We start from the raw sequence: 23261 nt of genomic DNA on the forward strand, positions 1-23261 counted from the left end.
TTTAGCGCTCATTGGCGTGCTATAGTCTTCCCGTGAATTTGAAGGAGTGGGCGGCTTCCCAGGGCATCTCGTATGTGACGGCGCGTCGCTGGTACGAGGCGGGGAAGCTGCCTGTTCCCGCTTACCGGGTCGGCCGACTGATCGTGATCGGTAACCCCCTGCCGACTGCGGTCGGTGGTGGAGTGACGGTGGTGTATGCCCGGGTGTCGTCTGCGGACCAGCGCGCCGACCTGGATCGCCAGGTGGCTCGGGTGACCGCGTGGGCCACCGGCCAGAGCCTCGCGGTGTCCCGGGTGGTGACAGAGGTTGGCTCCGCGGTCAACGGTCACCGCAGGGAGTTCCTCGCCCTGCTGCGCGACCCGGGTGTGACGACGATCGTGGTCGAGCACCGCGATCGGTTCGCCCGCTTCGGCGCCGAGTACGTCGAGGCGGCACTCGCCGCGCAGGGCCGCCGCCTGCTCGTGGTCGATCCGGCTGAGGTTGACGACGACCTCGTGCGCGACGTCACGGAGATCCTGACTTCGCTGTGCGCCCGCCTCTACGGCCGCAGGGCCGCCGCGGATCGGGTGCGCCGCGCGGTCGAAGCCGCCACCGCCCAGGATGAGCCGGCGTGAAGACGATGCAGGCGTACCGTTTCGCCCTGGACCTGACGCCGTCGCAGGAGCGGGCAGTGCTGGCGCACGCTGGTGCGGCGCGGGTGGCGCACAACTGGGCGCTCGCGCGGGTCAAGGCCGTGATGGACCAGCGCGCCGCCGAGCGAAGCTACGGGGTTGCCGACGCTGACCTGACGCCGGCGGTCGGTTGGTCGCTGCCCGCGCTGCGTAAGGCGTGGAATCGGGCGAAGGTCGACGTCGCGCCGTGGTGGGCCGAGTGTTCCAAGGAGGCGTTCAACACCGGCTTGGACGCCCTGGCTCGGGCGTTGAAGAACTGGGCTGATTCACGTGCGGGTAAGCGGGCGGGGCGGCCGGTGGGGTTCCCCCGGTTCAAGTCCCGCCGCCGGAGCACGCCGAGTGTCCGGTTCACCACCGGCGCGATTCGGGTGGAGGCGGACCGCAAGCATGTGGTGCTGCCCCGGTTGGGTCGGTTGAAGACCCACGAGTCGACTCGCAAGCTGGCCCGCCGCGTCGAGGCGGGCGCGGCGCGGATCCTGTCCGCGACGGTGCGCCGTGACGGCGGACGCTGGTACGTGTCGTTCACCTGCGAGGTGCAGCGCGCTGACCGTGTCCCGACTCGCCCGTTCTCGACGGTCGGCGTGGATGTGGGCGTCACGCACCTCGCGGTGCTGTCGACCGGTGAGCTGGTGCCCAACCCGCGCCACCTCGACACCGCGGGGCGGCGGATGCGACGCCTCGCCCGTCGGATGTCGCGCCGGGTCGGCCCGGACCGACGTACCGGGCAGCGGCCGTCGAACCGGTGGGAGCGGGCGCGCCGCCAGATGACCCGCGCTCACGCCCGGGTGGCGAACCTGCGCCGCGACGGCCTGCACAAGCTCACCACCCGATTGGCCCGCCAGTACGGCACGGTCGTGGTGGAAGACCTCAACGTCGCCGGGATGCTACGCAACCGGCGACTGGCCCGGCGCATCGCCGACGCCGGGTTCGCCGAACTGCGTCGGCAACTGGCCTACAAGACCGGATGGAACGGCGGCCGGTTCGTAGTGGCCGACCGCTGGTATCCGTCCTCGAAAACCTGCTCGGGCTGTGGCGCGGTGAAAACCAAGCTGGCTCTGTCTGAGCGCACCTACACCTGCACCAGCTGCGGTCTGGTCCTCGACCGGGACCTCAACGCCGCACGGAACCTCGCCGCGCTCGCGGCTGAGGTCGACACCGCCGGGAGTGGCCCGGCGGCTGGACGTGGAGCCGACCGTAAGACCCGCCACGGCGGGCCGGTGGCTGTGAAACGTCAACCCGGCCCCGCGAAAACGGGTAAGGCCGGGACCGCCCCGCCGCAAGGCAGGGCTGCGTGAGCGCTTACGAGCACTCACCCGCAACGGTCCGCCGGTGGTGAGCCTGGCGCCGCCGCGCGACGCGGACGCGCCGGCCGGACCGCCGCCAGGGCAGGAGCGGCGCGGCGAGGCCGTGGTGCGGCTGCTTGCCGCCGTGCCGGCGCCGCTGGCGCTGATCACCATGATCGCCCTGGCCGGCGTGGTGCTCGACCGGGTGTACGCGGGGCCGCTGCTGACCCGGCTGATGGTCGGCGCGGCGGTCGGCTCGGTGCTGGTCAGCGTGGCCGCCCGGCGGCTGCCGTCCTGGCTGGTCGCACCGCTGTCGGTGCTCGCCCTGGCCGGGTGGACGGCGCTGGCGCTGCGGTTGGCCGTCGCGCACGCCGACCTGCCGGGAAGCCTGGGCGCGGTGACCGCGGACGCCGCCCGCAACGCGATCCCCCGGCTGCTGACCGCGATGATCCCGGTCGAACCGGCGCCGGACACGGTGCTGCTGCCGCTGGTCGCCGCGTGGCTGGCGGGGCTGGCCGGCGCGGAGGTGGCGCTGCGGGCCGGCCGGGTGCTGCTCGGCTACCTGCCGCCGGCCCTGCTCTATGCGGGCGCGCTGTACGTGGTGGGTCCGAACGCGCAGCCGGCGATCTGGCCGACGGTGGCGTTCGCGGCGGTCGCCGCGGTGGGCCTGGCGGCGCCGTCGCGGCGGGACGGGCCGGCGACCGCCGACCCGTCGGCGGGGCTCGCTCCGGCGGTCCGCGCCGCGGTCCGGGTCCGGCTGTTCGCGGCCGGCGCGGCGGGGGTGGCGGTGGTCGTCGGGCTCGCCGCCCTGCTCGCCCCGCTGGTGGCCGGTCAGGTGGACGAGCGCCCGGTGGACCCGCGCCGGTACGTCGAACCGCCGCAGGTCGAGTCGCTGGACGAGAACCCGCTGATCCGGATCTCCGGCTGGGCGTTGAACCCGGACCAGCGGCTGCTGGAGGTCCGCACCGAGGCGGGCGGATCGGGGTCGGGGGCGGCCCGGATCCGGCTCGCCGTGCTCAGTGACTACGACGGGGTGACCTGGCGGGTCGGGGCCACCTACCGCAACGCCGGCCGGATCCTGCCGGCGGTGGAGCCGGCTCCGGGCGGTGCCACCGACACGGTCCGCCAGGAGATCACCGTGGCCGACCTGACCGGGCGGCTGCTGCCGGCGGTCGCCACGCCCCGGGAGATCACCGGCGCCCGGGTGGCGTACGACCCGGCGACCGGGACGCTGATCCGGCCGGAGGGGCTGGCTCCCGGGCTGCGCTACACGGTCACCTCGCTCCGGGAGCGCCCCGACGGGAACCTGCTGGCCACGGCGAACGTGCCGGCGGGTGACGCGGTGTCCCGGGTGCTGCGGGTGGCCGACGGGGCGCCGGAGCAGGCGCGCCGGCTCGCCGCCCAGCTCGCCGAGTCCAACGGCGCCCCGTACGCGCGGGCCGCCGCGATCGAACAGTTCCTCGCCGAGCACTACCGGGTCACCGCGGACGCGCCGAGCGGGCACGCGTACCCGAACCTGGCGTTCTTCCTCTTCGGACCGCGCAACGGCGGCGGGCAGCGGGGCACCTCGGAGCAGTTCGCGGCGGCGTTCGCGGTGCTGGGTCGGCTGGCCGGGCTGCCCACCCGGGTGGTGGTGGGCTTCGAACCCCGGGGGGACGGTCCGGTCCGCGCCGCGGACGCGTTCGCCTGGCCGGAGGTGCTCTTCGAGGGGGTCGGCTGGGTGCCGTTCGACCCGCTGCCGCAGCCGGACGAGGAGCCGCGCCCGGTGGAGGAGGACTTCCGCCCCACCCCGGACGACCCGCCCCCGTCAGAGGTGCCGGAGCCGACCGTGGAGCCGACCGCGACGCCCCCGGCCGAGGCCCCGTCCGGCCCGGCGGGCGACCGGTCCGGGCTCTCCGCCCCGGTCCTGGTGGGCGGGGGCGCGGGCAGCCTGGTGCTGCTGGTCGGGCTGGTGCTGCTGACCCTCGCCGCGCTGCGCCGGAACCTGACCCGGGCCCGGCTGGGGCGGGGTGACCCCGGTGGGCGCATCGCCGGCGCGTGGCGGGAGGTGACCGACGGGCTGCGGCTGGCCGGCCACCCGGTCGGCGGCGACCTGTCCGCCGGCGAGGTGGCCGAGGCGGCCGGGCGGACCCTCGCGGCGGCCCGGGCGGCACTGACTCCCGATCCGACGCGGACCCGCGGCGCGGACACCCGGGCCGAGGCCGTCCCGCCCGACAACGTGGACGAACTCGCCGGGCTGCTCAACCAGGCGGCCTTCGCGTCGGGCACGCCGACACCGGAGCAGGCGGACCGCGCGGCGGCGGTCGCCGACGGGTATGTCTCGGCGCTGCGGTCCGCGCGGCCGCGGTGGCGGCGGCTGCTGTGGACGGTGCACCCGGGCCCGCTGCGCTGGCGCCGCTGACATTTGCCGCCGGGCCCTACCGTCGGGGCATGCCCGGTCCCCTCTGGGCGGTCATCGCCCTCCTCACCGGCGCCCCGCTGGTCATGGTCGGCTGGACGCGGCGCGCTCGTCGCCGTCGCACACTCACCCGCGAGCAGAAACTGGCCGCGGCCAGGAGGGCGGCGCGGGGGCTGCGCCGCACCGCCCGCCGCGCCGGCCCCGGTCTCTCCGACACGGAGAGCGCCCGCCCCGCCGACAACTGGTCCAGTTTCATGGGCGGCCCGCCCGGCGACGTCGGCGGTGGTACCGGGTCGATCTGACCGACGGGCGTGGACGGTTCAGCCGCGCAGCTTGCGGACCAGCTTGCGCAGGCCGGCCTGCCAGCCGTCCGGGTCCTCGGCGCGCCGCCGGGCGTAGTCGGCGACCTCCGGGTGGGGCAGGATCAGGAACCGCTCCTCGGCCAGCCCGGCGATGGTCGCGTCGGCGACCTGGTCGGGGGTGAGCACCGCCCCGGAGGCGGCGATGACCCGGGCGCCGAGGTGACCGGCGGCGAGGCCGCCGGCGAGCATCGGGGTGTCCACGCCCTGCGGGCAGAGCGCGCTGACCCGGATGCCGGCGTCCCGGTAGGTGATGGCGAGCCATTCGGCGAAGCCGACCGCGGCGTGCTTGGTCGCGCTGTACGGGGCGTCGCCGACCGCGGTGAGCAGACCCGCCGCCGAGCAGGTGAGCAGCAGGTGCCCCGAGCCGCGGCGCAGCATCGCCGGGAGCACGGCCCGGGCGGTGTAGACGTGGGCGAGGACGTTCACCCGCCAGGCCCGGTCCCAGTCGGCGTCGGGGGCCTCCACTCCCCCGCCGGTGGCCACGCCGGCGTTGGCGCAGAACAGGTCGATCCGCCCGTACCGCCGCTCGGTCTCCTCCACCAGCGCGCGGACCTGCTCCTCGTCGGTGACGTCCAGGCCGACGGCGTGCGCGACCGGGCCGATCTCCGCGGCGACCGCGCGGGCCGCGTCGGCGTCCAGGTCGGCGAGGACGACGGCGGCGGCGCCCTCGGCGACGAAGCGGCGGGCCAGCGCGGACCCGATGCCGCCGGCCCCGCCGGTGATCACGGCCACCCGATCGGTGAGGTTCATTTCAGCTCCGGTCCGCGTCGGTGACGCCCAGTCGGGGGATCAGTGTGGCCAGCGCCGCCGCGCCGCCGGCGGCCAGCTCCGGGGTGGGCAGCAGTCCCATCACCGGTACGTCCACCCCGGCGTCGGCGTAGTGGCGGACCTGCGCCGCGCAGTGCTCGGGCGAGCCGTGCAGCACCAGCGCGTCGACCACCTCGTCGGGCACGGCCGCCGCGGCGCCCCGCCGGTCCCCGGCCGCCCACGCCGCCCACATCGGACCGAGCGTCGCCTCCCGGCCGAGCCAGCGGTGGAAGGCGGCGTACGCGGGGACGGTGAGGTAGCCGGTGATCAGCCGGCGGCCCAGCGCGCGGGCGTGCGCGGCGTCCTCGGTGGGGCAGACGAAGATCCGGGCGACGACCTCGAAGCCCGGCCGGCGGTCGCCGAGTTCGGCGAGGGCCCGGGGCACGTCGTCGGCGGCGAGCCAGTTGAGGATCACCCCGTCGGCCTCGGCGGCGGCGAGGCGGAGCATGCCGGGGCGCAGCGCGGCCAGCAGCACCGGTGGCGGGACGGCCGGCGGGCGTTCCAGGGTGAACCGGCGGACGGTGAACGTGTCGTAGACCTCGTCGACGGTTTCCCCGCGCAGCGCGGCGCGGAGGAACCGCAGCACGTCCCGGGTCCGCCGGAACGGCTCGTCGAAGCGGACCGCGTTCCAGTCCCGCACCAGCACCGGCGAGGAGGCGCCGATGCCGAGGGCGAAGCGGCCGGGGGCGGTCTCGGCGAGGGCGGCTGCGGTCATCGCCAGCAGCCCGGGTCCCCGGGTGAAGACCGGGGTGATCGCGGTGCCGAGCCGCAGCCCCGGCTGCCAGGCCGCGGCGAGCGCCAGCGGGGTGAACGCGTCGGCGCCGGCCACCTCCGACGACCAGACGTCGGTGAAGCCGGCCTGGTCGAGGGCCGCGTAGACCGCGGCGTGGTCGGCGAGCGGGATGCCGCTCAGCGGCACCGTCATGCCCCATCGATTCGTCACCGGTCGATCGTGCCCGCTCGCCGTCGCCCCGAGCAAGATCCAGAACGGTCGTACCGGCGGGGATCCCGGCGATACCGGCGGTTACGCCCGGAAAGAGTGTTACGACTGCAACGTGGGGTGGAGCGACGGCGGGGAATGCCGACCATGACGGGCGAAGGTCCGAGCGGCCTGCTGCCGGCGAAGAACCCCGAGCGCGCGACTTCCTGGAACTCTCGTCCCGGCGCTTCCGCGGGACGCCGGCGCGGCGTCGCGGCGCTACCATCCGCGGGTGACCTTCTCGATCGTCGCCCGGTCCGCCGACGGCCGCCTGCACGGCGTCGCCGTGGCCAGCAAGTTCCTCGCCGCCGGCGCGCTGGTGCCGGCCGCCGAGGCGGAGGTGGGCGCCGTCGCCACCCAGGCGCACGTCAACCTCGCGTACCGGCCGCAGGGGTTGGCGCTGCTGCGCACCGGCGTGGCCGCCGCGGACGTGGTGGCCGGCCTGGTCGCCGCCGACCCGGGCCGGGACGACCGACAGCTCGGCGTGGTCGGGGCGACCGGCGACGGCGCGACCTGGACCGGGCCGCGCTGCCACCCGTGGGCCGGCGGCCAGGCCGGCGACGGCTGGGCCGCGCAGGGCAACATCCTCGCCGGGCCGCACGTCATCGACGCGGTCCGGGACGCCTGGCTGGCCGGCACCGGCCTGCCGTTCCCGCAGCGGCTGCTCGCCGCGCTGCACGCCGGGGACCGGGCCGGCGGCGACCGGCGCGGCCGGCAGAGCGCCGGGCTGCTGGTGGTGGAGCGCCACGGCGGGTACGCCGGCACCGGCGACACCCTGGTCGACCTGCGGGTGGACGACCATCCCGACCCGGTGACCGAGCTGGGGCGGCTGCTCGACACGCACACCATGCTCTTCGGCAGGCCCGACCCGGCCACCCTGCGGGACCTGGCCGGGCCGCTCGCCGACGAGGTCGCCGGCCTGCTCGCGGCGGTCGGCCACCCGGTGGGCGCGGCAGGCCTGGACGACGCGCTCGCCTCCTGGGCCGGGGTGGAGAACCTCGAGGAGCGGCTGGTGCCCGGCCGGATCGACCCGATCGTCCTGGACCACCTGCGCCGCACCGCACCGCACGTCCCGGCCGCCCGCACCGGCGACTGACCCGGCCCGCCGGACCTCGCCAGGCCGGCGGCCCCGGAGTCGGTCACGACGCCGGACCGCGCCGGGGTCAGCCGCCGAAGGAGAGCCAGCGGAGGCCGGACTCGTCGACCAGCGTGCGCTCCCGGTCGGTCAGGTCGGACCGGCCGGTGGCCTTGCGGATCGTCGTCAGCGGGTCCCAGTCGAGCCCGGCCGGGACGGGCCGGCCACCGGTCAGCAGGTGGGCCACCACCGCGGCGGCCGTCGGGGTCAGCCAGGGCCGCCGGTCCAGCGCCTCGGCCAGGTCCAGGCCGTGCACGCCGACCTCCACCACCCGGGTCCGCAGGAACTCGGTGAGCGTCATCGCGTCGCCGTGCCGGGTGCGGACCAGCCGCCCCGCCGGCTGCGCGGCGACGGCCGCGTCGGTCGCCCGCCAGGCCCGCGCGAAGTCCGCCGCCACCTCCGGGACGCCGGCCAGTTCCCGCGCCTCGCGCCGGGCGCTGTCGATCCGGGCGCTGTCCACCTCGGGGGTGAACTTGGCGGCCCCGAAGTAGCCGGCGGCGTCCACCTCCGCCCGGTCCGGGGCGGGTGTGGCGAGCATGTCGACCAGCCGGCCGGCGCCGGTCCGGACGTGCGCGACGAGGTCCCGTACCCGCCAGGGCGGGCAGGGGGTCAGCCGGTCGAGGTCGGTGCCGGCCAGCCCGCGCAGCACCTCCTCCAGCCGCGCGCACTCGTCCCGGAACGCCGTCCGCACCCCGTCCACCCGTTCCTCCCCGACCTGCCGGTGACCCGTCGGCCCTACCGTGCCACGGCCGTTTCGCCGCCACCGGGCCGGGTACCCGCCGACGACCGGACGAGAGGGGGCGCCGAGATGGCCGGCATCATGCTGCGCAGCACCGCGTTCAATGACCACGACCAGCTACCGGGACGCTTCGCCCGGGAGGGCGAAAACGTCTCGCCACCGCTGGAGTGGTCCCAGGTTCCGGATGCGACCGAGGAGCTGGTCCTGATCGTCGAGGACCCGGACGCCGGGAAGGCTCCTTTCCTGCACTGGCTGGTTACCGGGATCTCGCCCGGGTCCGGCGGGGTCGCCGAGGGCGCGGTGCCCGAAGGGGGCCGCGAGTGGCCCAACGGCTTCGGCACGGCCGGGTGGGGCGGCCCGCATCCACCGCTGCACGAGGACCCGCACCGGTACTTCTTCCGCCTCTACGCGCTGGAGCGACCGCTGGACCTGCCCGAGGCGCCCCAGGCGACCGACGTGCACCGCGCGCTCACCGACAAGGAGATCGCCAGCGGCACGATGGTCGGCACCTACTACCGCAGTTAGCCCTTGTAGCGGGGCACCAGGCGGTGCACCACCGCGAGGACCAGCGCGGCCACCATGGCCATCGTCCCGGCGATGCCGGCCGCGCTGCCCGTGTACGCGACGAAGAGCGGCCGGCGGCCGAGTTCGGCCGCCGGGACGTCGCGGAGGTCGAGCAGCCACGACAGGGCGAGCCCGCACCCGACGACCGCGAGCCCTCCGCTGATCCCGAGCACCGCGGCAGCGACCCGGTGCGAGTCGGCCGACGACACCTGCGCCCGTTCCCGCTGGAAGAACAGCAGGACCAGGCCGGCCAGCGCGGCCCAGACCCCGACCACGAGGAACGCCGCCACGGCGTCGCTGGGCCGGTGCCAGCCGGCGGAGAGGGTGGCCACCCCCGCGGCGGCCGCGTAGCCGACGCCGAGGAACGCGCCGAGCACCCGGACCTTGCGGGGCAGCACGAGGATCAGCGCCACCGCGACCGACGCCGCGATGGCGGTGTGTCCGCTGGGCATGCTGTTGCCGGCCGCCGCGCGCTCCGGGTCGACGCCGAAGTCCGGCCGGGTGAGGACGTACTTGAGCAGCTGGGTGCTGACGTTCGCGCCGGCGATCAGCAGGGTGGCCGTGACCGCGAGGGCCTTGCGGCCCCGGATCAGCGCGATGAAGCCGATCACCGCGGTGGCCACCAGCAGGGACACCACCGACATGGCGTTGAGGATCCGGTCCACCGGCCCGTCGATCCGCTCCTGGCCGATCCGGTTGCCGGTGAGCGCCACCGTGTCGAGCCACTGGCCGACCTCGGTGTGCAGGGCGAAGCGCCACACCACGAGGAAGGCGGCCGCCTGCACCAGGGCCAGCACGACCAACCAGACCGCCGTCCAACCCCTCGCCGTCTCCCGCACCCGCACACCGTAACGGCCGGCACGGGTCGGCGCGCGGCGAGACTGCGGCGTACCACGGCCGCCGTCCCGTAGTCCGGGCGCGGTGCCGCGGAAGACCGGGCGGTGCCCGCCGGAGCTGCGGCGTCCGAGCGGCGCCAGGGGTCGGGAGCACCGGGCCCGGGAATGTGAAAGAGAGGCCGCCACGGGGGGAGCGGCCTCTCCGGTGATGTACGTTACTCCGTCCACCGCCGCCGTGTGATCCCGTGGAGTACGGATTTTCCCGGGCTTTTTCGCGGCAATCTCGTCTCCGGATGGAGTGGTGGGCCGGCCGGTCCGCCGCGTCGGCCGGACGGCCGGCCCACCCGGCCTGACCGTGGGAATCAGGCCGTCCGCCGACCGGGCCTCTCAAATTCCCCCAGGGCCCGGGCGGCCTGCGGACGGGCGGGGCCGGCCGCCCGTCCGGAGGAGTTCGTCACCCGCTGGGGAACAGGTTCCCGTAGTCGGCGTCCGCCATGGCGACGTCCGCCTGTGCCCAGAACCGGTGGTAGTTGAAGGCCGGCTCGGCCCCGCATGCCCTTGGCACCCTGAAGCCGGACCGGGAGAGCAGTTCCGGCCCGCGCGGACCGCTCCGCTTCCCGGCGGGCTTCGGCTGGGGCGCGGCCACGTCGGCGGACCAGATCGAGGGGGCGGCGAAGGAAGACGGTCGGGGCGAGTCCGTCTGGGACACCCTCAGCCACACCCCGGGCCGGACCCGCAACAGCGACACCGGCGACGTCGCCGCCGACCACTACCACCGCTGCCGCGACGACCTGATGGCCGACCTCGGGCTGCGCAGCTACCGGTTCTCCATCTCCTGGCCGCGGATCCAGGCCGACGGCGCGCCGAGTACGCCGACGCGGTCTTCCGCGCCCTCGGCGACCGGGTCCCGGTCTGGCTCACCATCAACGAGCCGAAGACCGTGGTGCAGAACGGCTACCTGTGGGGGCACCACGCGCCGGGCCGGCAGGCCCCGGAGGCCGCGTACCTGGTCACCCACCACCTCCAGCTCGCGCACGGCCTGGCCGTACAGGCGCTGCGGGCCACCGGCCAGGCCGGCCGGATCGGCCCGGCGCTCAACCTGCACCCCTGCTACCCGGCCGACGACAGCCCCGAGGCGGCCGCGGCGACCCGGCTATACGACGGTCACGAGAACCGCCTCTACCTCGACTCCGTCCTCAAGGGCGGGTACCCGCAGGATGTGCTGGCCGACCTCGGCGCGGGCAGCCGGATGGTCTCCGGGATCCGCGACGGCGACCTCGACGTCATCGCCAGCCCGGTGGACCTGCTCGCGGTGCAGCACTACACGCCCATCTACGTCACCGCCACCGGCGACACCACCCACCGCTGGCCCACCTCGGAGGCGGACTGGCAGCAGATCCACCCCGAGGGGATGTACGACATCCTGACCCGGCTACGTCTACTACCCGACGCAGCGCCGGGTGCTCAAGCGCGGCGCCCACTGGTACCGCACGATGATCCGCGACAACGGCCTCTGAGCGTCGCGACGACGACCCAGCCGGGGCGGACGCCCCGGCCCGGTCGCCCCGGTCAGCGGGGCAGGGCCTGCTGCAGCTCCGCCCGCAGCGCGGGGGTGAGCATCTCGCCGGCCTGCTTCGCCAACCGCGCCATCTCGTAGCCGACCACGCCGATGTCGGCCTCGGCGGCGGCCAGGGTGGCCAGGATCGAGCCGTCCCGGATCTGCATGACGAGGAAGTACCCGCGCCCCATCTCCACGACGGTCTGCTTGACGATGTCGCCGTCGAACATCTGGGCGGCGCCCGCGGTGATGCTCATCAGCCCCGAGGTCACCGCGGCCAGCTTGTCGGCGTGGTCGCGGGGCAGGTGGGCGGAGATCGCCACCAGCAGCCCGTCGGAGGAGACCACCACCGCGTGCGCCACCCCGGGGACCCGTTCGGCGAACGCGTTCACCAGCCAGCTCAGGTCACGCGCCTCCTGGCTCAACGTAATCATTGTTGTCCCGTTTCCTCTCATGATGCTTTGGTGAGCATGTGATTGGATGTCCCGCCTTGCGGTGGGACGGTCCCGGTCTTGCTCGCTAAAGCGATGCCGGGTTGACGCTTCACGGCCACCGGCCTGCCTTGGCGGGTCTTATGGTCGGCTCCACGTCCGGCCACCGGGCCACTCCCGGCGGTGGTCACCTCAGCCGCGAATGCGGCAAGGTTACGTGCGGCGTTGAGGTCCCGGTCGAGGGTCAGGCCGCACACGGTGCAGTTGTAGGTCCGCTCGGACAGGGTCAGCTTGGTTTTCACCGCGCCGCAACCCGAGCAGGTTTTTGAGGACGGATACCAGCGATCGGCCACGACCAGTCGGCCGCCGTTCCATCCGGTCTTGTAGGCCAGTTGCCGGCGCAACTCGGCGAATCCGGCGTCGGCGATGCGCCGGGCCAGCCGCCGGTTGCGCAGCATCCCGGCGACATTGAGGTCTTCGACCACGATGGTGGCGTACTCGCGGGCGAGCCGGGTGGTGAGCTTGTGCAGGCCGTGGCGGCGCCGATGAGCGACCCGGGCATGCGCCCGGCCGAGCCGGGCGTTGGCCCGCTCCCACCGCTTGGACGGACGTTGCCCGGTGCGCCGGTCAGGGCCGACCCGGCGAGAGGCGCGCCGGGCGAGACGCCGCATCCTGCGGGCCGCGCCATCCAAGTGGCGCGGGTTGGGCACCATCTCGCCGGTGGACAGCACGGCGAGGTTGGTGACCCCAACATCCACGCCGACCGTGGCCTGTGGCTGCGCCGGCGCGCGTTCAGCGCGGTCGACTTCGACGCAGAACGCCACGAACCAGCGGCCCCCGTCGCGGCGCACCGCCGCCGACACGATCCGAGCGGTGCCCGCCTCAAGCCGGCGGGCGAGTTTGCGGGCGGACTCGTGCAGCTTCAACCGGCCGAGCCGGGGCAACACCACATGCTTGCGGTCCGGTTCGACGCGGATAGCCCCGGTGGTGAACCGCACCGACGGGGTCGAGCGGCGCCGGGACTTGAACCGCGGGAACCCCACCCGGCGTCCGGCGCGCTTACCGGTGCTGGAATCGGACCAGTTCGTCAACGCCCTGGCCAGCGCGTCCAGACCGGTGTTGAACGCCTCCTTCGAACACTCGGCCCACCACGGCGCCACATCCGCCTTCACCGCGTTCCACGCCCTGCGCAGCGCCGGCAGAGACCAGCCGATCGTGGGGGTGAGGTGCTCGTCGGGGATGCCGTACGTGCGCTCGACGACCCGCTGGTCCATGACCGCCTTGACCCGAGCAAGCGCCCAGTTGTGCGCCACCCGCGCCGCCCCCGCGTGAGCCAGCACCACCCGCTCCTGTCGGGGCGTCAGGTCCAACGCGAAGCGGTACGCCTGCCTTGTCCTCACGCTGGCTCGTCCCCGGTAGCGACTTCGACCGCCCGGCGGGCTCGGTCCGCGGCGGAACTGCTGCCCACCCCTTCACTGCGATCGCCGACGGGCGGCATGATCAACACTCTGGTCTCCTCGGCCTCGGCCCGCCGCACCCCGCCGTAGAAGCGGGAGAGCATGCCGCCGACCGCGTCCGGGTCGGGCTCGTGCCGTGGGGCGGGCTCGTCGGGACGGGCGGAGCGGGTGACCGCGGCCAGCTGCGCCATCGGCACCCGTACCGGCAGGCCCCGCTCGTTGGTCCCTCCGGTCACCGGCGTCTCGGCCGGCGGCGGTGTTACGCCGAGCGTCGACGACGACGGCCCCTGCCGGGAGAACCAGCCACCGCCGGCCGCCGCGGCCGGGGTGAGCACGTTCTCGGCCCGGATCGGCACCTGCCGGTTCTGCGGCGGCGCCGCCGGCGGCTCCGGCCGCCGGCCCGCCACGGGCAGCTCCGTCGGGGCCTCCGGCCGGCGACCCGCCACCGGCACCTCCGCCAGCTGCTCGGACCGGCGCGGCACCGGCACGGCGCGCGGGGTGGCCGGCCGGGTGGCCGCGCGGACCTCGGTGGTCAGCATCCGGGGCCAGGCCGGTGCGTCCAGCTCGGGAGCGGACGCCGGCGCGAGCAGCTCGGCGGGGATCCGGACCTGGGCGACCAGGCCGTCCTGACCGCCCTGCAACCGGATCTGCACGCGGTGCCGGGCGCCCAGGTGGCTGACCACGAACAGACCCATTCGCTCGGAGGCCGCGACGTCGGCCGCCGGCGGCTCGGCCAGCAGCGCGTTCGCCTCCGCCAGCGCGCTCGGGCTCATCCCGAGCCCCTGGTCGGCGATCTCCACCAGCGCCCCGAGGCCCTCGGGCCGGGCGGTGACCCGGACGAGGGTGTCCGGGCGGGAGAACGCGGTCGCGTTCTCCAGCAGCTCGGCGAAGAGGTGCACCAGGTCGCCGACGGCGTGCCCGACCACGTGCAGGTCCCCGGTCGAGGAGTGGCGGACCCGCTGGTACTGCTCGATCTCGGCACCGGCGGCGAGCAGCACCGCCACGAGGCCGACCGGGCGGGTCCACCGCCGGGTGGACTCCGTGCCGGCCAGCACCAGCAGGCTCTCGTCGTTACGGCGCATGCGGGCGGCCAGGTGGTCCAGCTTGAACAGGTTCTCCAGCTGCTCCGGGTCGCTCTCCTCGCGTTCCAGGTCGTCGAGGAGTTCGAGCTGCCGCTCGACCAGCACCTGGCTGCGCCGGGCGAGGTTGACGAACATCGCGTTGACGTTGCGGCGCATCAGCGCCTGCTCGACGGCGACGCTGACCGCGCTGCGGTGCACCGCCACGAACGCCTCGGCCAGCTCGCCGATCTCGTCCAGCGAGCGGACCACCGCCGGGTGCACGTCGATCCCGGTCACCGGGCTGTCCACGGCGCGCAGCCGGTCGAGGGCGTCGGGCAGCTCGACCTGCGCGATCCGCAACGCCTGGCTGCGCAGCAGCCGCATGGACCGGGCGATGGAGCGACCGATCAGCAGCGAGATCAGCACGGCGACCAGCAGCACGGCGACGATGCCGCCGACCACCAGCAGGGTGTCCCGCAGCTGCCCCGAGCTGGCGTCGTCGGCCCGGCGTACGGTGTCGTCGAGGACCTCGTTCTCGAGCCGGTGCAGCAGGTCCTGACGCTGCTCGCTGACAATCCACCACTCTGGCGCGAGCAGCACCGCCGGTTCGGCGGCGGCGCCGGGCAGGGTCGTCTCCTCCAGCTTGGTGGCCAAAACGAACCCCGGGTTCACGGAGGTCTGGTCGTACCGGCGAACCTGGTCCGCGGTCGCGACGACCCGGAACGCGCTCAGGGCGGTCAGCTGCTGGGCCCGCAGGTCGGTCAGGGTCATCTGGTCGTCCAGCTCGTACCGGCCGGCGCGGGCGACGGCGTAGAGCTGCCCACGGATCCGTGAGGAGAGCTCCTTGACCCGGGAGAGCTGGACGTAGCGCAGCACCGCGTCGGTGAGCGCCCGCTGGTCGTCGCCGGGCGAGGGCTCAGCCAGCAGGTTGAGCAGGGCGTCGATGGCCCGGTGGTAGTTGCTCAGGATGGTGTCGCTGCTGAGCACCGCCGGCGGCACCGTGGCCCGAATGTAGATGACCTGGTCGTATGCCTCGAGCGCCTCGGAGTAGGCGACCCGCCAGGCGGCGTCGGCGTCGGCGAGCGGGTCGGCCGCCCCGCGCAGGTCGGCCATGGCCTGGTCGGAGGCGGTCTGCAGCGGTTTCAGCACGGCGATTGCGGCGTCCCGTGCGGCGCCGCCGGCGGACTTGTGCAGCGCGGCCAGCTCGCCCGCGGTCCGGTCCCGCTCCTGCTGGAGCCGGTCCACCGCGGCGGTGATCTGCCGGCCGATGCCGACCTGCTGGGCGAAGGCGCTGAGGGTGGTGGTCTGCCCGACCAGCGCCCGGGTCTGCACTCCGGCCAGGACCAGGAACGCCACCGAGGGGATGATCAGCACGGTGGCGAGCTTGGTGCGCATCCGCCAGTCCCGCAGCCGCAGGGCCGAACGGCGGCGGTGCGGCACGACCCGGACGTCGAACCGGTTCCGGCGGTGGTTCGAGACCGCGCCCCGATCGGGGTCGGGACCTGCGCCCACACATGCCTCCTCGGTCCCTCGCCTCCACCAACTCGGGGAGCGCAGTCCATCCAACCAGGCCGACGTACGGTGTCAACGGCCTGACCGGCCGGTCAATCAGGAAGGTCAGCCCGGCCGGGCACCGGCTACGGTGTTCGGCGCGTCCACCTCGTCCGTCCGGCCGATGCCACCCACGCGAGCTCCGTCGGCGACCCGCCCCAGCGCCAGGAGCGCGGCGCCGGTCGCCCCGATCTCCGGATGCCGCTGGTGCCGCACCGGCCGTGGCGCCAGCGCGGCGACGAACGCCGCCCGCCACCACGCCGAAGCGGCCATCGCTCCCCCGCCGAGCACCACCTCGGCCGGCTTCACCACACCGGACTCCAGCACCGTCAGGTCCTCGGCGACCAGCCGGCACAGGCCCGTCATCAGGCCGGCGAGGAGGTCGACGGCGGTGGCGCCGAAGCTGAGCCCGAGCAGCTCACCGGAGCCGGCCGGCGCCAGGCCCGGCGGGCGGTCACCGCCGAAGCGCGGATTGGCCAGCACCCGGCCGTCCGCCGGCACTCGGGACAGCGCCGCCTCCAGCTCGGCGCCTTCGGGCAGCCGCAGCTCCCGCTTGGCCCAGGCGAAGAGGTTCCCGCCGCTGGAGTACGCCGTTCCGGTCACCACGTGCTCGTGGTCGACCCGGTACCGCCAGAGCTGGTAGGGCAGCGGCGGCAGCTCCGCGCCGGCCGGCACCGGCTGGATGATGCGTACCGCGGCCGAGGTGCCCACGGTGACCGCGGCCCGGGACGGGTCGACGCAGCCGGAGCCCACGTTGGACGCCGCGCCGTCGCCCACCGGCGCGGTCCACCGGGCCCCAGCCAGCTGCGGCCAGCGCCGGGCGTGCTCGGGACGCAGCCGGCCGAGCCACCCCGTCGGGGCCAACGCGGGCAGCTCGCCGGGGCGTACGCCGGCCAGCTCGCAGGCCTCCGCGTCCCAGTCCAGCCGGCACAGGTCGAGCAGTCCGGTCCCGGAGGCCATCGAGATGGACATCGGCGCCTCGGCGAGCAGCGCCCCGAGGACGTACTCGGCCAGGCCGGCGAAGCGGGCGACCGGGGTGGCCGCCTGCTCCCGCAGCCAGGGCAGCCGCACCGACCAGTAACCGCGGTGCCACCAGGTGCCGGTGCGCTGGTGGAAGGCGTCCGGGTCGGCCGGACCGGCGGCGCCCGCGGACGGCGCCGGCCGGGTGTCCATCCAGGTCAGCACCGGCCCGAGCGGTTCGCCGTCGGCGTCCAGCGGGACCACCGAGTGCCACTGCGCGCAGGGCGTCACCAGCTCGATGTCCCGCAGGTGGCCGGCGTCGGCCAGCTCGTCCAGGCACTCCGCCAGGCAGGCGAGATAGCGGCGGCCGTCCAGGGTGCCGGTGCCGTCCTCGCCGGTGGCCAGGTGCACCTTCCGCCGGGCCAGCGCGCCGGGCCGCGGGGTGGCGTCCGCGTCCAGCACGAGTCCGCGTACGGAGGAGGTGCCCAGGTCGAGAGCGAGAATGTTCATCGCCGGTCAACCTACCCGGCGGGGCGGGTGGTGAAGCCAAGATCCCGACTCGGCCGGGACGCGGCGATCGGGTTCCCGGGGACCGTCCGGTCGCGTACAGTGATCGCCATGCCCGCGCACCTGTCCTGCTGGTGGCCCGCCGACCCGGCGGCCCACCCCCGCGCGTAGCTTTCCCACGCGGCCGCCCGACGAGGCGGCCGCCGGTCTCTCCCCGGCATCCCGGGCCGCCCCGCCGGCGGCTCCCGGCCCGAGGAGACCCCGATGACCCGCCCGCACGACCTGCTCGCCGCCGTCGCCGACGGCGTCGACCCCGGCCCGTTCGCGCTCGTCCGCCGCGAGGGCGCCGACCACCTCGAGCTCTTCACCGGCACGGTACGCACCGCCGACCGGCTCGCCGACATCCCGCTGCCGGACGGCCCGCCCGGCCCGCGCACGCTGGCCCTGGTCCCGTACCGGCAGATCGGCGAGCGCGGCTTCGCCTGCGTCGACGACGGCGTGCCGCTGGAGTGCCTGGTGATCTCCGCACGGCACCGGATCGGGCTGGCCGAGGCGCTCGACGTCCTGCCCGACCGCCCGGTGCGAAGCACCGGGGCCGGCTTCGACATCGCCGACGACGAGTACGCCGCGACCGTCGGCCGGGTGCTCGCCGACGAGATCGGCCGCGGCGAGGGCGCCAACTTCGTCATCCACCGCACCATGCGGGCCACCGTGCAGGGGTCGCCGCTGGTGGCGGCGCTGGCCGCGCTGCGCCGGCTGCTGCTGCGCGAGCGCGGCGCGTACTGGACGTTCGTGGTGCACACCGGCTCCCGGATCCTGGTCGGGGCCAGCCCGGAACGGCACGTCAGCGTCGACGACGGCCTCGTGATGATGAACCCGATCAGCGGCACGTTCCGGCACACCGGCGCGGCGGCCGACCGCGACGCCCTGCTGCGGTTCCTGCACGACCCGAAGGAGGTCGAGGAGCTGTACATGGTGCTCGACGAGGAGCTGAAGATGATGGCCACCGTCGCCGAGCACGGCGGCCAGGTGGTCGGGCCGTACCTGAGGGAGATGGCGCACCTCGCGCACACCGAGTACCTGCTCGCGGGGCGCGGCTCGCGGGACGTCCGGGAGGTGCTGCGGGAGACGATGTTCGCCCCGACGGTCACCGGCAGCCCGATGGAGAACGCCTGCCGGGTGATCGCCCGGCACGAGCGGACCGGCCGCCGCTACTACGCCGGCGTCCTCGCGCTGCTCGGCCGGGACGACGGCGGCCGGCAGACCCTCGACGCGCCGATCCTGATCCGGACCGCGGAGCTCTCCCCCGCCGGCGAGCTGCGGGTGCCGGTCGGGGCGACCCTGGTGCGGCACTCCACCGCCGCGGGCGAGGTGGCGGAGACGCACGCGAAGGCGGCCGGGGTGCTGGCCGCGCTCGGCCTCGGCCCGGACGCGCCGGAGCCCGGCCCCCGCCCGGAGATCCGGTACGACCATTCCGGCTCGGCGCGTCTGACGCCGCGCCGCGACCCGGAACAGTCGTACGCCGACGACCCGGAGGTCCGCGCCGCGCTCGCCGCCCGCAACGCCCCGCTGGCCCGGTTCTGGCTCGACCAGCGGACGCCCGGCGCGTCCGCGCTGGCCGGGCTCGCCGGGCTGCGGGCGCTGATCGTGGACGGGGAGGACACCTTCACCGGCATGCTCGCCCACCAGCTCGGCGCGCTCGGCCTGCGGGTCGACCGCCGCGACTGGCGGGAACCCGGCCCGGTGGACGGGTACGACCTGGTGGTGGTCGGTCCCGGGCCGGGTGACCCGGGCGATCTCTCCGCGCCGAAGATGGCGGCGATGCGGGCGCTGCTGGTGGGCCTGCTGGAGTCCGGCCGGCCCACGCTGGCGGTCTGCCTCGGGCATCAGCTGCTCTCCGGGCTGCTCGGGCTGCCGCTGCACCGGCGGGAGGCGCCCTACCAGGGGCTGCAGCGGGACGTGGCGGTCTTCGGCGCGACCCGCCGGGTGGGTTTCTACTCCACCTTCACCGCGCGCGCCGACGCCGACCGGGTGGCCAGCGCGTACGGGCCGGTGGAGCTGTCCCGGGACCCGGCGGACGGTGCGGTGCACGCGCTGCGCGGGCCGGGCTTCGCCGGGGTGCAGTTCCACCCGGAGTCGGTGCTCAGCCGGGACGGCCTGGCCGTGCTGGCCGACCTGCTCGGGCATCTGCTCGCCAATCCGGCCCTGACCGGGCATGGTCCGGCCGATCGGGGGTAGGGCTGAGGGCGACCGGTGGTCCGGACGGGTCGAGAGCCCCCGTTCGACCACCGGTCGCCACCGGCCGGGGTCAGCCGGCCAGGCCCTTCTTCAGCGCCGTGCTTATCTGCACCGCGCGTCGGGCGGTCAGTGCGGTCGCGTTGCGCGCGATGTCGTCGGGCGCGGTCTCGCCGTTGTTGCTGGTGTGCGAGGCGCCGTACGGGTTGCCCGCGACGAACTGGCTGGGGTCGGTGTAGCCGGGGGTCACCACGACGCCACCCCAGTGGTAGAAGACGTTGAAGAGGGCCAGCAGGGTGGACTCCTGGCCGCCGTGCGAGGTGGCCGTCGAGCAGAAGCCCGAGTACACCTTGTTGGCCAGCGCGCCCTGGGCCCAGAGCGGGCCAGTGGTGTCGATGAACTGCTTGAGCTGCGCGGCGACCATGCCGTAGCGGGTGGGCGAGCCGAAGATGACCACGTCAGCCCAGGAGAGGTCGTCGAGCTGCGCCTCCATCACGTCCTGGGTCTCCAGGTGGTGCGCCTGCCAGCCGGAGTTGGAGCGGATCGCCTCGTCGGGCGCCAGCTCACGTACCTTGCGCAGGCGCACCTCGGCCCCGGCATCGCCGGCGGCCTCGACCGCTGACTGCGCCATCTGGTAGGTGATGCCGGTCGCGCTGTAGTAGATCACCGCGACCTTGGTCCGACCATCCATCAGACGTTCCCTCCTCAAATCGGATCAGCTCCGGCGACTACCCGTTGCATGCGGCGCCAAACGGTCGTTGACGACAGTCGTCGGGGTCGATAGCTTGCGGCTGCTCAAGATTTCTGCAAGTTCCGATCCGCAACGGTGCCGGCGCTCCGCCCGCCGGGGATCCTGTTCGCACCGGTGTCGGCGGAACCCCGCCGCCGCCCCACACCGGCGAACCTGAACGGGGGATCGCGCTCCGCCGGCAACGAGGCTGGCGTAGCGCGATCAGGGGTCAGCGGACCAGGGCCGCCATCAGCCGGTCGAGCTCCGCCGCCGGATCGGCCGTCAGCCCGGTGTGCACCGGGCCGGCCTGGATCATCGTGCTCCGCGGGGCGGCCAGCCAGCGGAACCGCTCCCCCCGCTTCATCGTCCGCGCCGGCCCGTCGCCGCCGCAGGTCCGGTCCCAGGAGCCCAGCGCCGCCGCCACCGCGTCCAGGTCCACGTCGGGGGCCAGGGCACGCGCCCGGTCGGCGTCCAGATGGGTACGCGCGCCGAGGAAGTCGCGGGCCTGGCAGTAGAGGATCACGCCCACGTTGATCTGCTCGCCGCGCTCCACCCGGGGCACCAGCCGGATCACCGCGTACTCGAAGGGCTCTCTCATGCCGCGCTCCCAGCGGGCAGCCAGGCGTCGGTCCGCGCGACCCGCCGGGTTAGGTGGTCCACGTACGCCGCCCGGGCGGCGTCGGGCGTGTCGAAGTCCGGGCCGGCCAGCCACTCTCCGGGTACCTGCGCCAGGACCTCGGTGAGCAGCTCCCGGCCGATCCGCGGGGCCAGCTCGGCGTCCGCCTCGGCCAGCCGGGTGGCGTACGGCGCGAGCACGTGGTCGTCGGCCCGGTAGGCCCGGTGCACGGCGGCCTCGGCGCGCGGCCAGTTGTGGTGGAAGTAGAGGGTGGCGCCGTGGTCGATCAGCCACAGCTGCCGGTGCCACATCAGCAGGTTGGGGTTGCGCCAGCTCCGGTCGACGTTCTCGGTGTACGCGTCGAACCAGAGCACCCGGGAGGCCAGCGCGGCGTCGACCGGGTGGGCGACCGGGTCGTAGCCGAGCGCGCCGGGCAGGAAATCCATCCCCAGGTTCGCCCCGCCGCTGTTGCGCAGCAGCTCCTGCACCTCCTGGTCCGGCTCGGCCCGGCCGATGACGGGGTCGATGGTGAGCACCACCAGCCGCGGCACGGCCAGCCCGAGCCGGCGGGCCAGCTCACCGCAGATCACCTCGGCCACCAGCGCCTTCGGCCCCTGCCCCGCGCCACGGAACTTCGCCACGTAGGTGCCGAGGTCGTCGGCCTCCACCACGCCGGGCAGCGAGCCGCCCTCACGCAGCGGGGTGACGTACCGGATCCCGGTGACCTGTCGGAGCACGTCGCCCACCCTAACCCGCCGGGCATGTCGGACCGGCCGCCTATGCTGGCCGCCACCACCGACGGAAGGCGGCCCGTGGACGTGCGGCTCACCGGCCCGGAAGCCTTGGCCCTGCGGATGACCAGCCTGTTGCTGCGCCCGCACCCGACCACCCGGCCGGACGACGTGGCCGAGGTGGTCGAGTGGTTCGGCGCCATGCAGGCCCAGGACGCCGCGAGCGGCATGTGGTCGCTCGGCGTCCGCCTCCCGGGGCGCACCCTCGCCGACGTGCAGGCGGCGCTGGAGCGCCGGGAGGCGCTGCGCACCTGGCCGATGCGCGGCACGGTCCACCTCGTACCGCCGCGGGACGCCCGCTGGATGCTGGCGGTGACCGGCGTCCGGGCGCTGGCCGGCGCGGCGGCCCGGCGGGCGGTCCTGGGGCTGACCGAGGCCGAGGCCGACCGGGCGGCCGACGTGCTGGGCGCCGCGCTGGCCGGCGGCGGCCGGCTCACCCGCGCCCAGTGCCTCGCCACCCTCGCCGCCGCCGGGATCGACACCGCCGGGCAGCGCGGCTACCACCTGCTCTGGTACGCCAGCCAGCGCGGCGTCACCTGCATCGCCCCGCACGTCGGCGCGGAGCAGACGTTCGCCCTGCTCGACGAGTGGGCGCCCGACCCGCACCGGCCGGAGCGCGACGAGGCGCTGGGCATCCTGGCGCTGCGGTACTTCCGCAGCCACGGCCCCACCACCCGGCAGGACTTCGCCGGTTGGACCGGGCTGACCGCCGCCGACGCCCGGCGGGGCATCGCGGTGGCCGGCGACGCCCTGGCCACCGTCCGGGTCGACGACACCGAGGCGGTCGTCGACGCGGCGCTGCTCGACGCGCCGCGCGGACCGGTCGACGACCTGCACGTGCTGCCCGGGTTCGACGAATACCTGCTCGGCTTCAAGGACCGGACCCTGATGCTCGACCCGGCGGACCGGCAGGCGGTCATCCCCGGCGGCAACGGGGTCTTCCAGTCCACGGTCGTCCGCGCCGGCCGGGTGGTGGGCACCTGGAAGCGCACCCTCAGCAAGACCCGGGCCACGGTCACCGTGCACCCGCTGGTCCCGTTCGACGGCGGGCTGCGGACCCGGGTCGAGGCGGCGCTGGACGGCTACGCCCGCTTCCTCGGCCGGCCCGTTCGTCACTCCTGGTGACCGGCTGCCGCGTGCCGGGCCAGGTCGCCCGGGGTGTCCACGTCCAGGGGTGACCCGAGGCCGTCGCACGGCACCACGGTGACCAGGTCGGGGCGGGCCCGCAGCAGGTCGCGGGCGCCCCGGTCCCCGGTGGCGTACCGGTCGAGCAGCGGCCACACGGCGCGGCCGAGCAGCACCGGATGCCCGATCCGCCCGGCGTAGCCGGCGGCGGCGACGGGCGCGCCGGCGGCGCGGACGTGCCCGGGCAGCGACGCCAGGCCGCGGCGCAGCGAGCCGCCCAGCCCGTTCCGCCAGTGCGGGTTGACGACCGGCACGGCCCCGCGAAGCTCGGGCAGTGCATCCGCGCCCGCGCCGACGACGGCGTGCACCGGCGCGCAGCCGCCGGCCCGCAACAGCCGCACCGCGCGCCGGACGAGCGGCTCGCCGTCCAGCTCGACCAGCGCCTTGGGCCGGCCGAACCGGCGC

General features: G+C 75.2%; 20 protein-coding genes and 2 pseudogenes. 9 read left to right on the plus strand and 13 right to left on the minus strand.

Annotation, left to right across the window (positions count from 1 at the left end; translation table 11 throughout):
• The first annotated feature begins 32 nt into the window (after positions 1-32).
• The 4 genes from EV384_RS27800 (at position 33) to EV384_RS27815 (ending at position 4654) form a co-directional block, all read left to right on the plus strand.
• Positions 33-614: an IS607 family transposase gene (locus tag EV384_RS27800; RefSeq protein WP_130337861.1), complete on the plus strand. Its 582-nt coding sequence runs from the start codon at positions 33-35 to the stop codon at positions 612-614.
• Between the two features lie 5 nt (positions 615-619).
• Positions 620-1966 carry an IS607 family element RNA-guided endonuclease TnpB gene (gene tnpB / locus EV384_RS27805; protein ID WP_242624540.1) on the plus strand — a complete coding sequence of 449 codons (1347 nt, stop codon included), beginning with the start codon at positions 620-622 and terminating at the stop codon, positions 1964-1966.
• A 160-nt stretch (positions 1967-2126) separates the two neighbouring features.
• A complete protein-coding gene (locus tag EV384_RS27810; protein WP_130340863.1) occupies positions 2127-4355 on the plus strand; it encodes a transglutaminase TgpA family protein in 2229 nt (742 codons plus the stop codon).
• Positions 4356-4384: 29 nt separating this feature from the next.
• Positions 4385-4654, plus strand: coding sequence for a hypothetical protein (locus EV384_RS27815; RefSeq protein ID WP_130337865.1), 270 nt, complete (start codon positions 4385-4387; stop codon positions 4652-4654).
• A gap of 18 nt (positions 4655-4672) precedes the next feature.
• On the opposite strand, the gene EV384_RS27820 is transcribed toward EV384_RS27815, so the two are convergent.
• Entirely contained in the window at positions 4673-5464 is a 792-nt protein-coding gene (locus EV384_RS27820; protein ID WP_130337867.1) for an SDR family oxidoreductase, read from the minus strand.
• Position 5465: 1 nt separating this feature from the next.
• Positions 5466-6446 carry an LLM class F420-dependent oxidoreductase gene (locus tag EV384_RS27825; protein ID WP_130340864.1) on the minus strand — a complete coding sequence of 327 codons (981 nt, stop codon included), beginning with the start codon at positions 6444-6446 and terminating at the stop codon, positions 5466-5468.
• 286 nt (positions 6447-6732) lie between these two features.
• On the opposite strand from EV384_RS27825, the gene EV384_RS27830 reads away from it, so the two are divergent.
• The gene (locus tag EV384_RS27830) at positions 6733-7596 is read left to right on the plus strand and encodes a DUF1028 domain-containing protein (protein WP_130337869.1); all 864 of its coding nucleotides are present in this window, start codon (positions 6733-6735) and stop codon (positions 7594-7596) included.
• Between the two features lie 67 nt (positions 7597-7663).
• Here EV384_RS27830 and EV384_RS27835 read toward each other — a convergent pair whose 3' ends face one another.
• Positions 7664-8335: a maleylpyruvate isomerase N-terminal domain-containing protein gene (locus EV384_RS27835; protein WP_130337871.1), complete on the minus strand. Its 672-nt coding sequence runs from the start codon at positions 8333-8335 to the stop codon at positions 7664-7666.
• A 108-nt stretch (positions 8336-8443) separates the two neighbouring features.
• Between EV384_RS27835 and EV384_RS27840 the strand changes: the two genes are divergently transcribed.
• Complete coding sequence (locus tag EV384_RS27840) at positions 8444-8899, plus strand: YbhB/YbcL family Raf kinase inhibitor-like protein (protein WP_130337873.1); 456 nt, start codon at positions 8444-8446, stop codon at positions 8897-8899.
• Here EV384_RS27840 and EV384_RS27845 read toward each other — a convergent pair.
• Positions 8896-9783: a phosphatase PAP2 family protein gene (locus tag EV384_RS27845; RefSeq protein WP_165440099.1), complete on the minus strand. Its 888-nt coding sequence runs from the start codon at positions 9781-9783 to the stop codon at positions 8896-8898. The two genes, EV384_RS27840 and EV384_RS27845, sit on opposite strands and share 4 nt — an antisense overlap.
• A 445-nt stretch (positions 9784-10228) precedes the next feature.
• Positions 10229-10324: pseudogene (locus EV384_RS37450) on the minus strand (glycoside hydrolase family 48 protein); the annotation flags it as partial.
• Positions 10325-10340: 16 nt separating this feature from the next.
• Between EV384_RS37450 and EV384_RS37455 the strand changes: the two are divergent.
• Positions 10341-11209: pseudogene (locus EV384_RS37455) on the plus strand (glycoside hydrolase family 1 protein); the annotation flags it as partial.
• Positions 11210-11343: 134 nt separating this feature from the next.
• Here the strand turns inward: EV384_RS37455 and EV384_RS27860 are convergent.
• The 4 genes from EV384_RS27860 to EV384_RS27875 all read right to left on the minus strand — a co-directional run bounded on the left by EV384_RS27860 (position 11344) and on the right by EV384_RS27875 (position 17302).
• Positions 11344-11766 carry a roadblock/LC7 domain-containing protein gene (locus tag EV384_RS27860; RefSeq protein WP_130337877.1) on the minus strand — a complete coding sequence of 141 codons (423 nt, stop codon included), beginning with the start codon at positions 11764-11766 and terminating at the stop codon, positions 11344-11346.
• 17 nt (positions 11767-11783) lie between these two features.
• The gene (gene tnpB, locus EV384_RS27865) at positions 11784-13163 is read right to left on the minus strand and encodes an IS607 family element RNA-guided endonuclease TnpB (protein ID WP_130337879.1); all 1380 of its coding nucleotides are present in this window, start codon (positions 13161-13163) and stop codon (positions 11784-11786) included.
• Positions 13160-15793, minus strand: a complete 2634-nt coding sequence (locus tag EV384_RS27870; RefSeq protein WP_130337881.1) for a nitrate- and nitrite sensing domain-containing protein — start codon at positions 15791-15793, stop codon at positions 13160-13162. Before EV384_RS27870 ends, tnpB (EV384_RS27865) begins: the two co-directional genes overlap by 4 nt.
• Positions 15794-15898: 105 nt before the next feature.
• Positions 15899-17302, minus strand: coding sequence for an FGGY family carbohydrate kinase (locus EV384_RS27875; RefSeq protein ID WP_130337883.1), 1404 nt, complete (start codon positions 17300-17302; stop codon positions 15899-15901).
• 261 nt (positions 17303-17563) lie between these two features.
• Between EV384_RS27875 and EV384_RS27880 the strand changes: the two genes are divergently transcribed.
• On the plus strand, positions 17564-19537 hold the full coding sequence (locus tag EV384_RS27880) for an anthranilate synthase family protein (protein ID WP_130337885.1): 1974 nt from the start codon (positions 17564-17566) through the stop codon (positions 19535-19537).
• Positions 19538-19607: 70 nt separating this feature from the next.
• On the opposite strand, the gene wrbA is transcribed toward EV384_RS27880, so the two are convergent.
• The 3 genes from wrbA to EV384_RS27895 all read right to left on the minus strand — a co-directional run bounded on the left by wrbA (position 19608) and on the right by EV384_RS27895 (position 21617).
• The gene (wrbA, locus tag EV384_RS27885; protein WP_130337887.1) at positions 19608-20225 is read right to left on the minus strand and encodes an NAD(P)H:quinone oxidoreductase; all 618 of its coding nucleotides are present in this window, start codon (positions 20223-20225) and stop codon (positions 19608-19610) included.
• A gap of 268 nt (positions 20226-20493) precedes the next feature.
• The gene (locus EV384_RS27890; protein WP_130337889.1) at positions 20494-20862 is read right to left on the minus strand and encodes a DUF3037 domain-containing protein; all 369 of its coding nucleotides are present in this window, start codon (positions 20860-20862) and stop codon (positions 20494-20496) included.
• Entirely contained in the window at positions 20859-21617 is a 759-nt protein-coding gene (locus EV384_RS27895) for a HipA family kinase (protein WP_130337891.1), read from the minus strand. The genes EV384_RS27890 and EV384_RS27895 overlap by 4 nt, the downstream gene beginning before the upstream one ends.
• Before the next feature lie 42 nt (positions 21618-21659).
• Between EV384_RS27895 and EV384_RS27900 the strand changes: the two genes are divergently transcribed.
• Entirely contained in the window at positions 21660-22796 is a 1137-nt protein-coding gene (locus tag EV384_RS27900; RefSeq protein ID WP_130340866.1) for a winged helix DNA-binding domain-containing protein, read from the plus strand.
• Here EV384_RS27900 and EV384_RS27905 read toward each other — a convergent pair.
• Positions 22784-23236 (minus strand): NTP transferase domain-containing protein, encoded by a 453-nt coding sequence (locus EV384_RS27905; protein WP_130337893.1) that lies wholly within the window; start codon positions 23234-23236, stop codon positions 22784-22786. The genes EV384_RS27900 and EV384_RS27905 overlap by 13 nt on opposite strands.
• Between the last annotated feature and the right edge of the window lie 25 nt (positions 23237-23261).

Source organism: Micromonospora kangleipakensis (assembly GCF_004217615.1).
Taxonomy (GTDB): Bacteria; Actinomycetota; Actinomycetes; order Mycobacteriales; family Micromonosporaceae; genus Micromonospora; species Micromonospora kangleipakensis.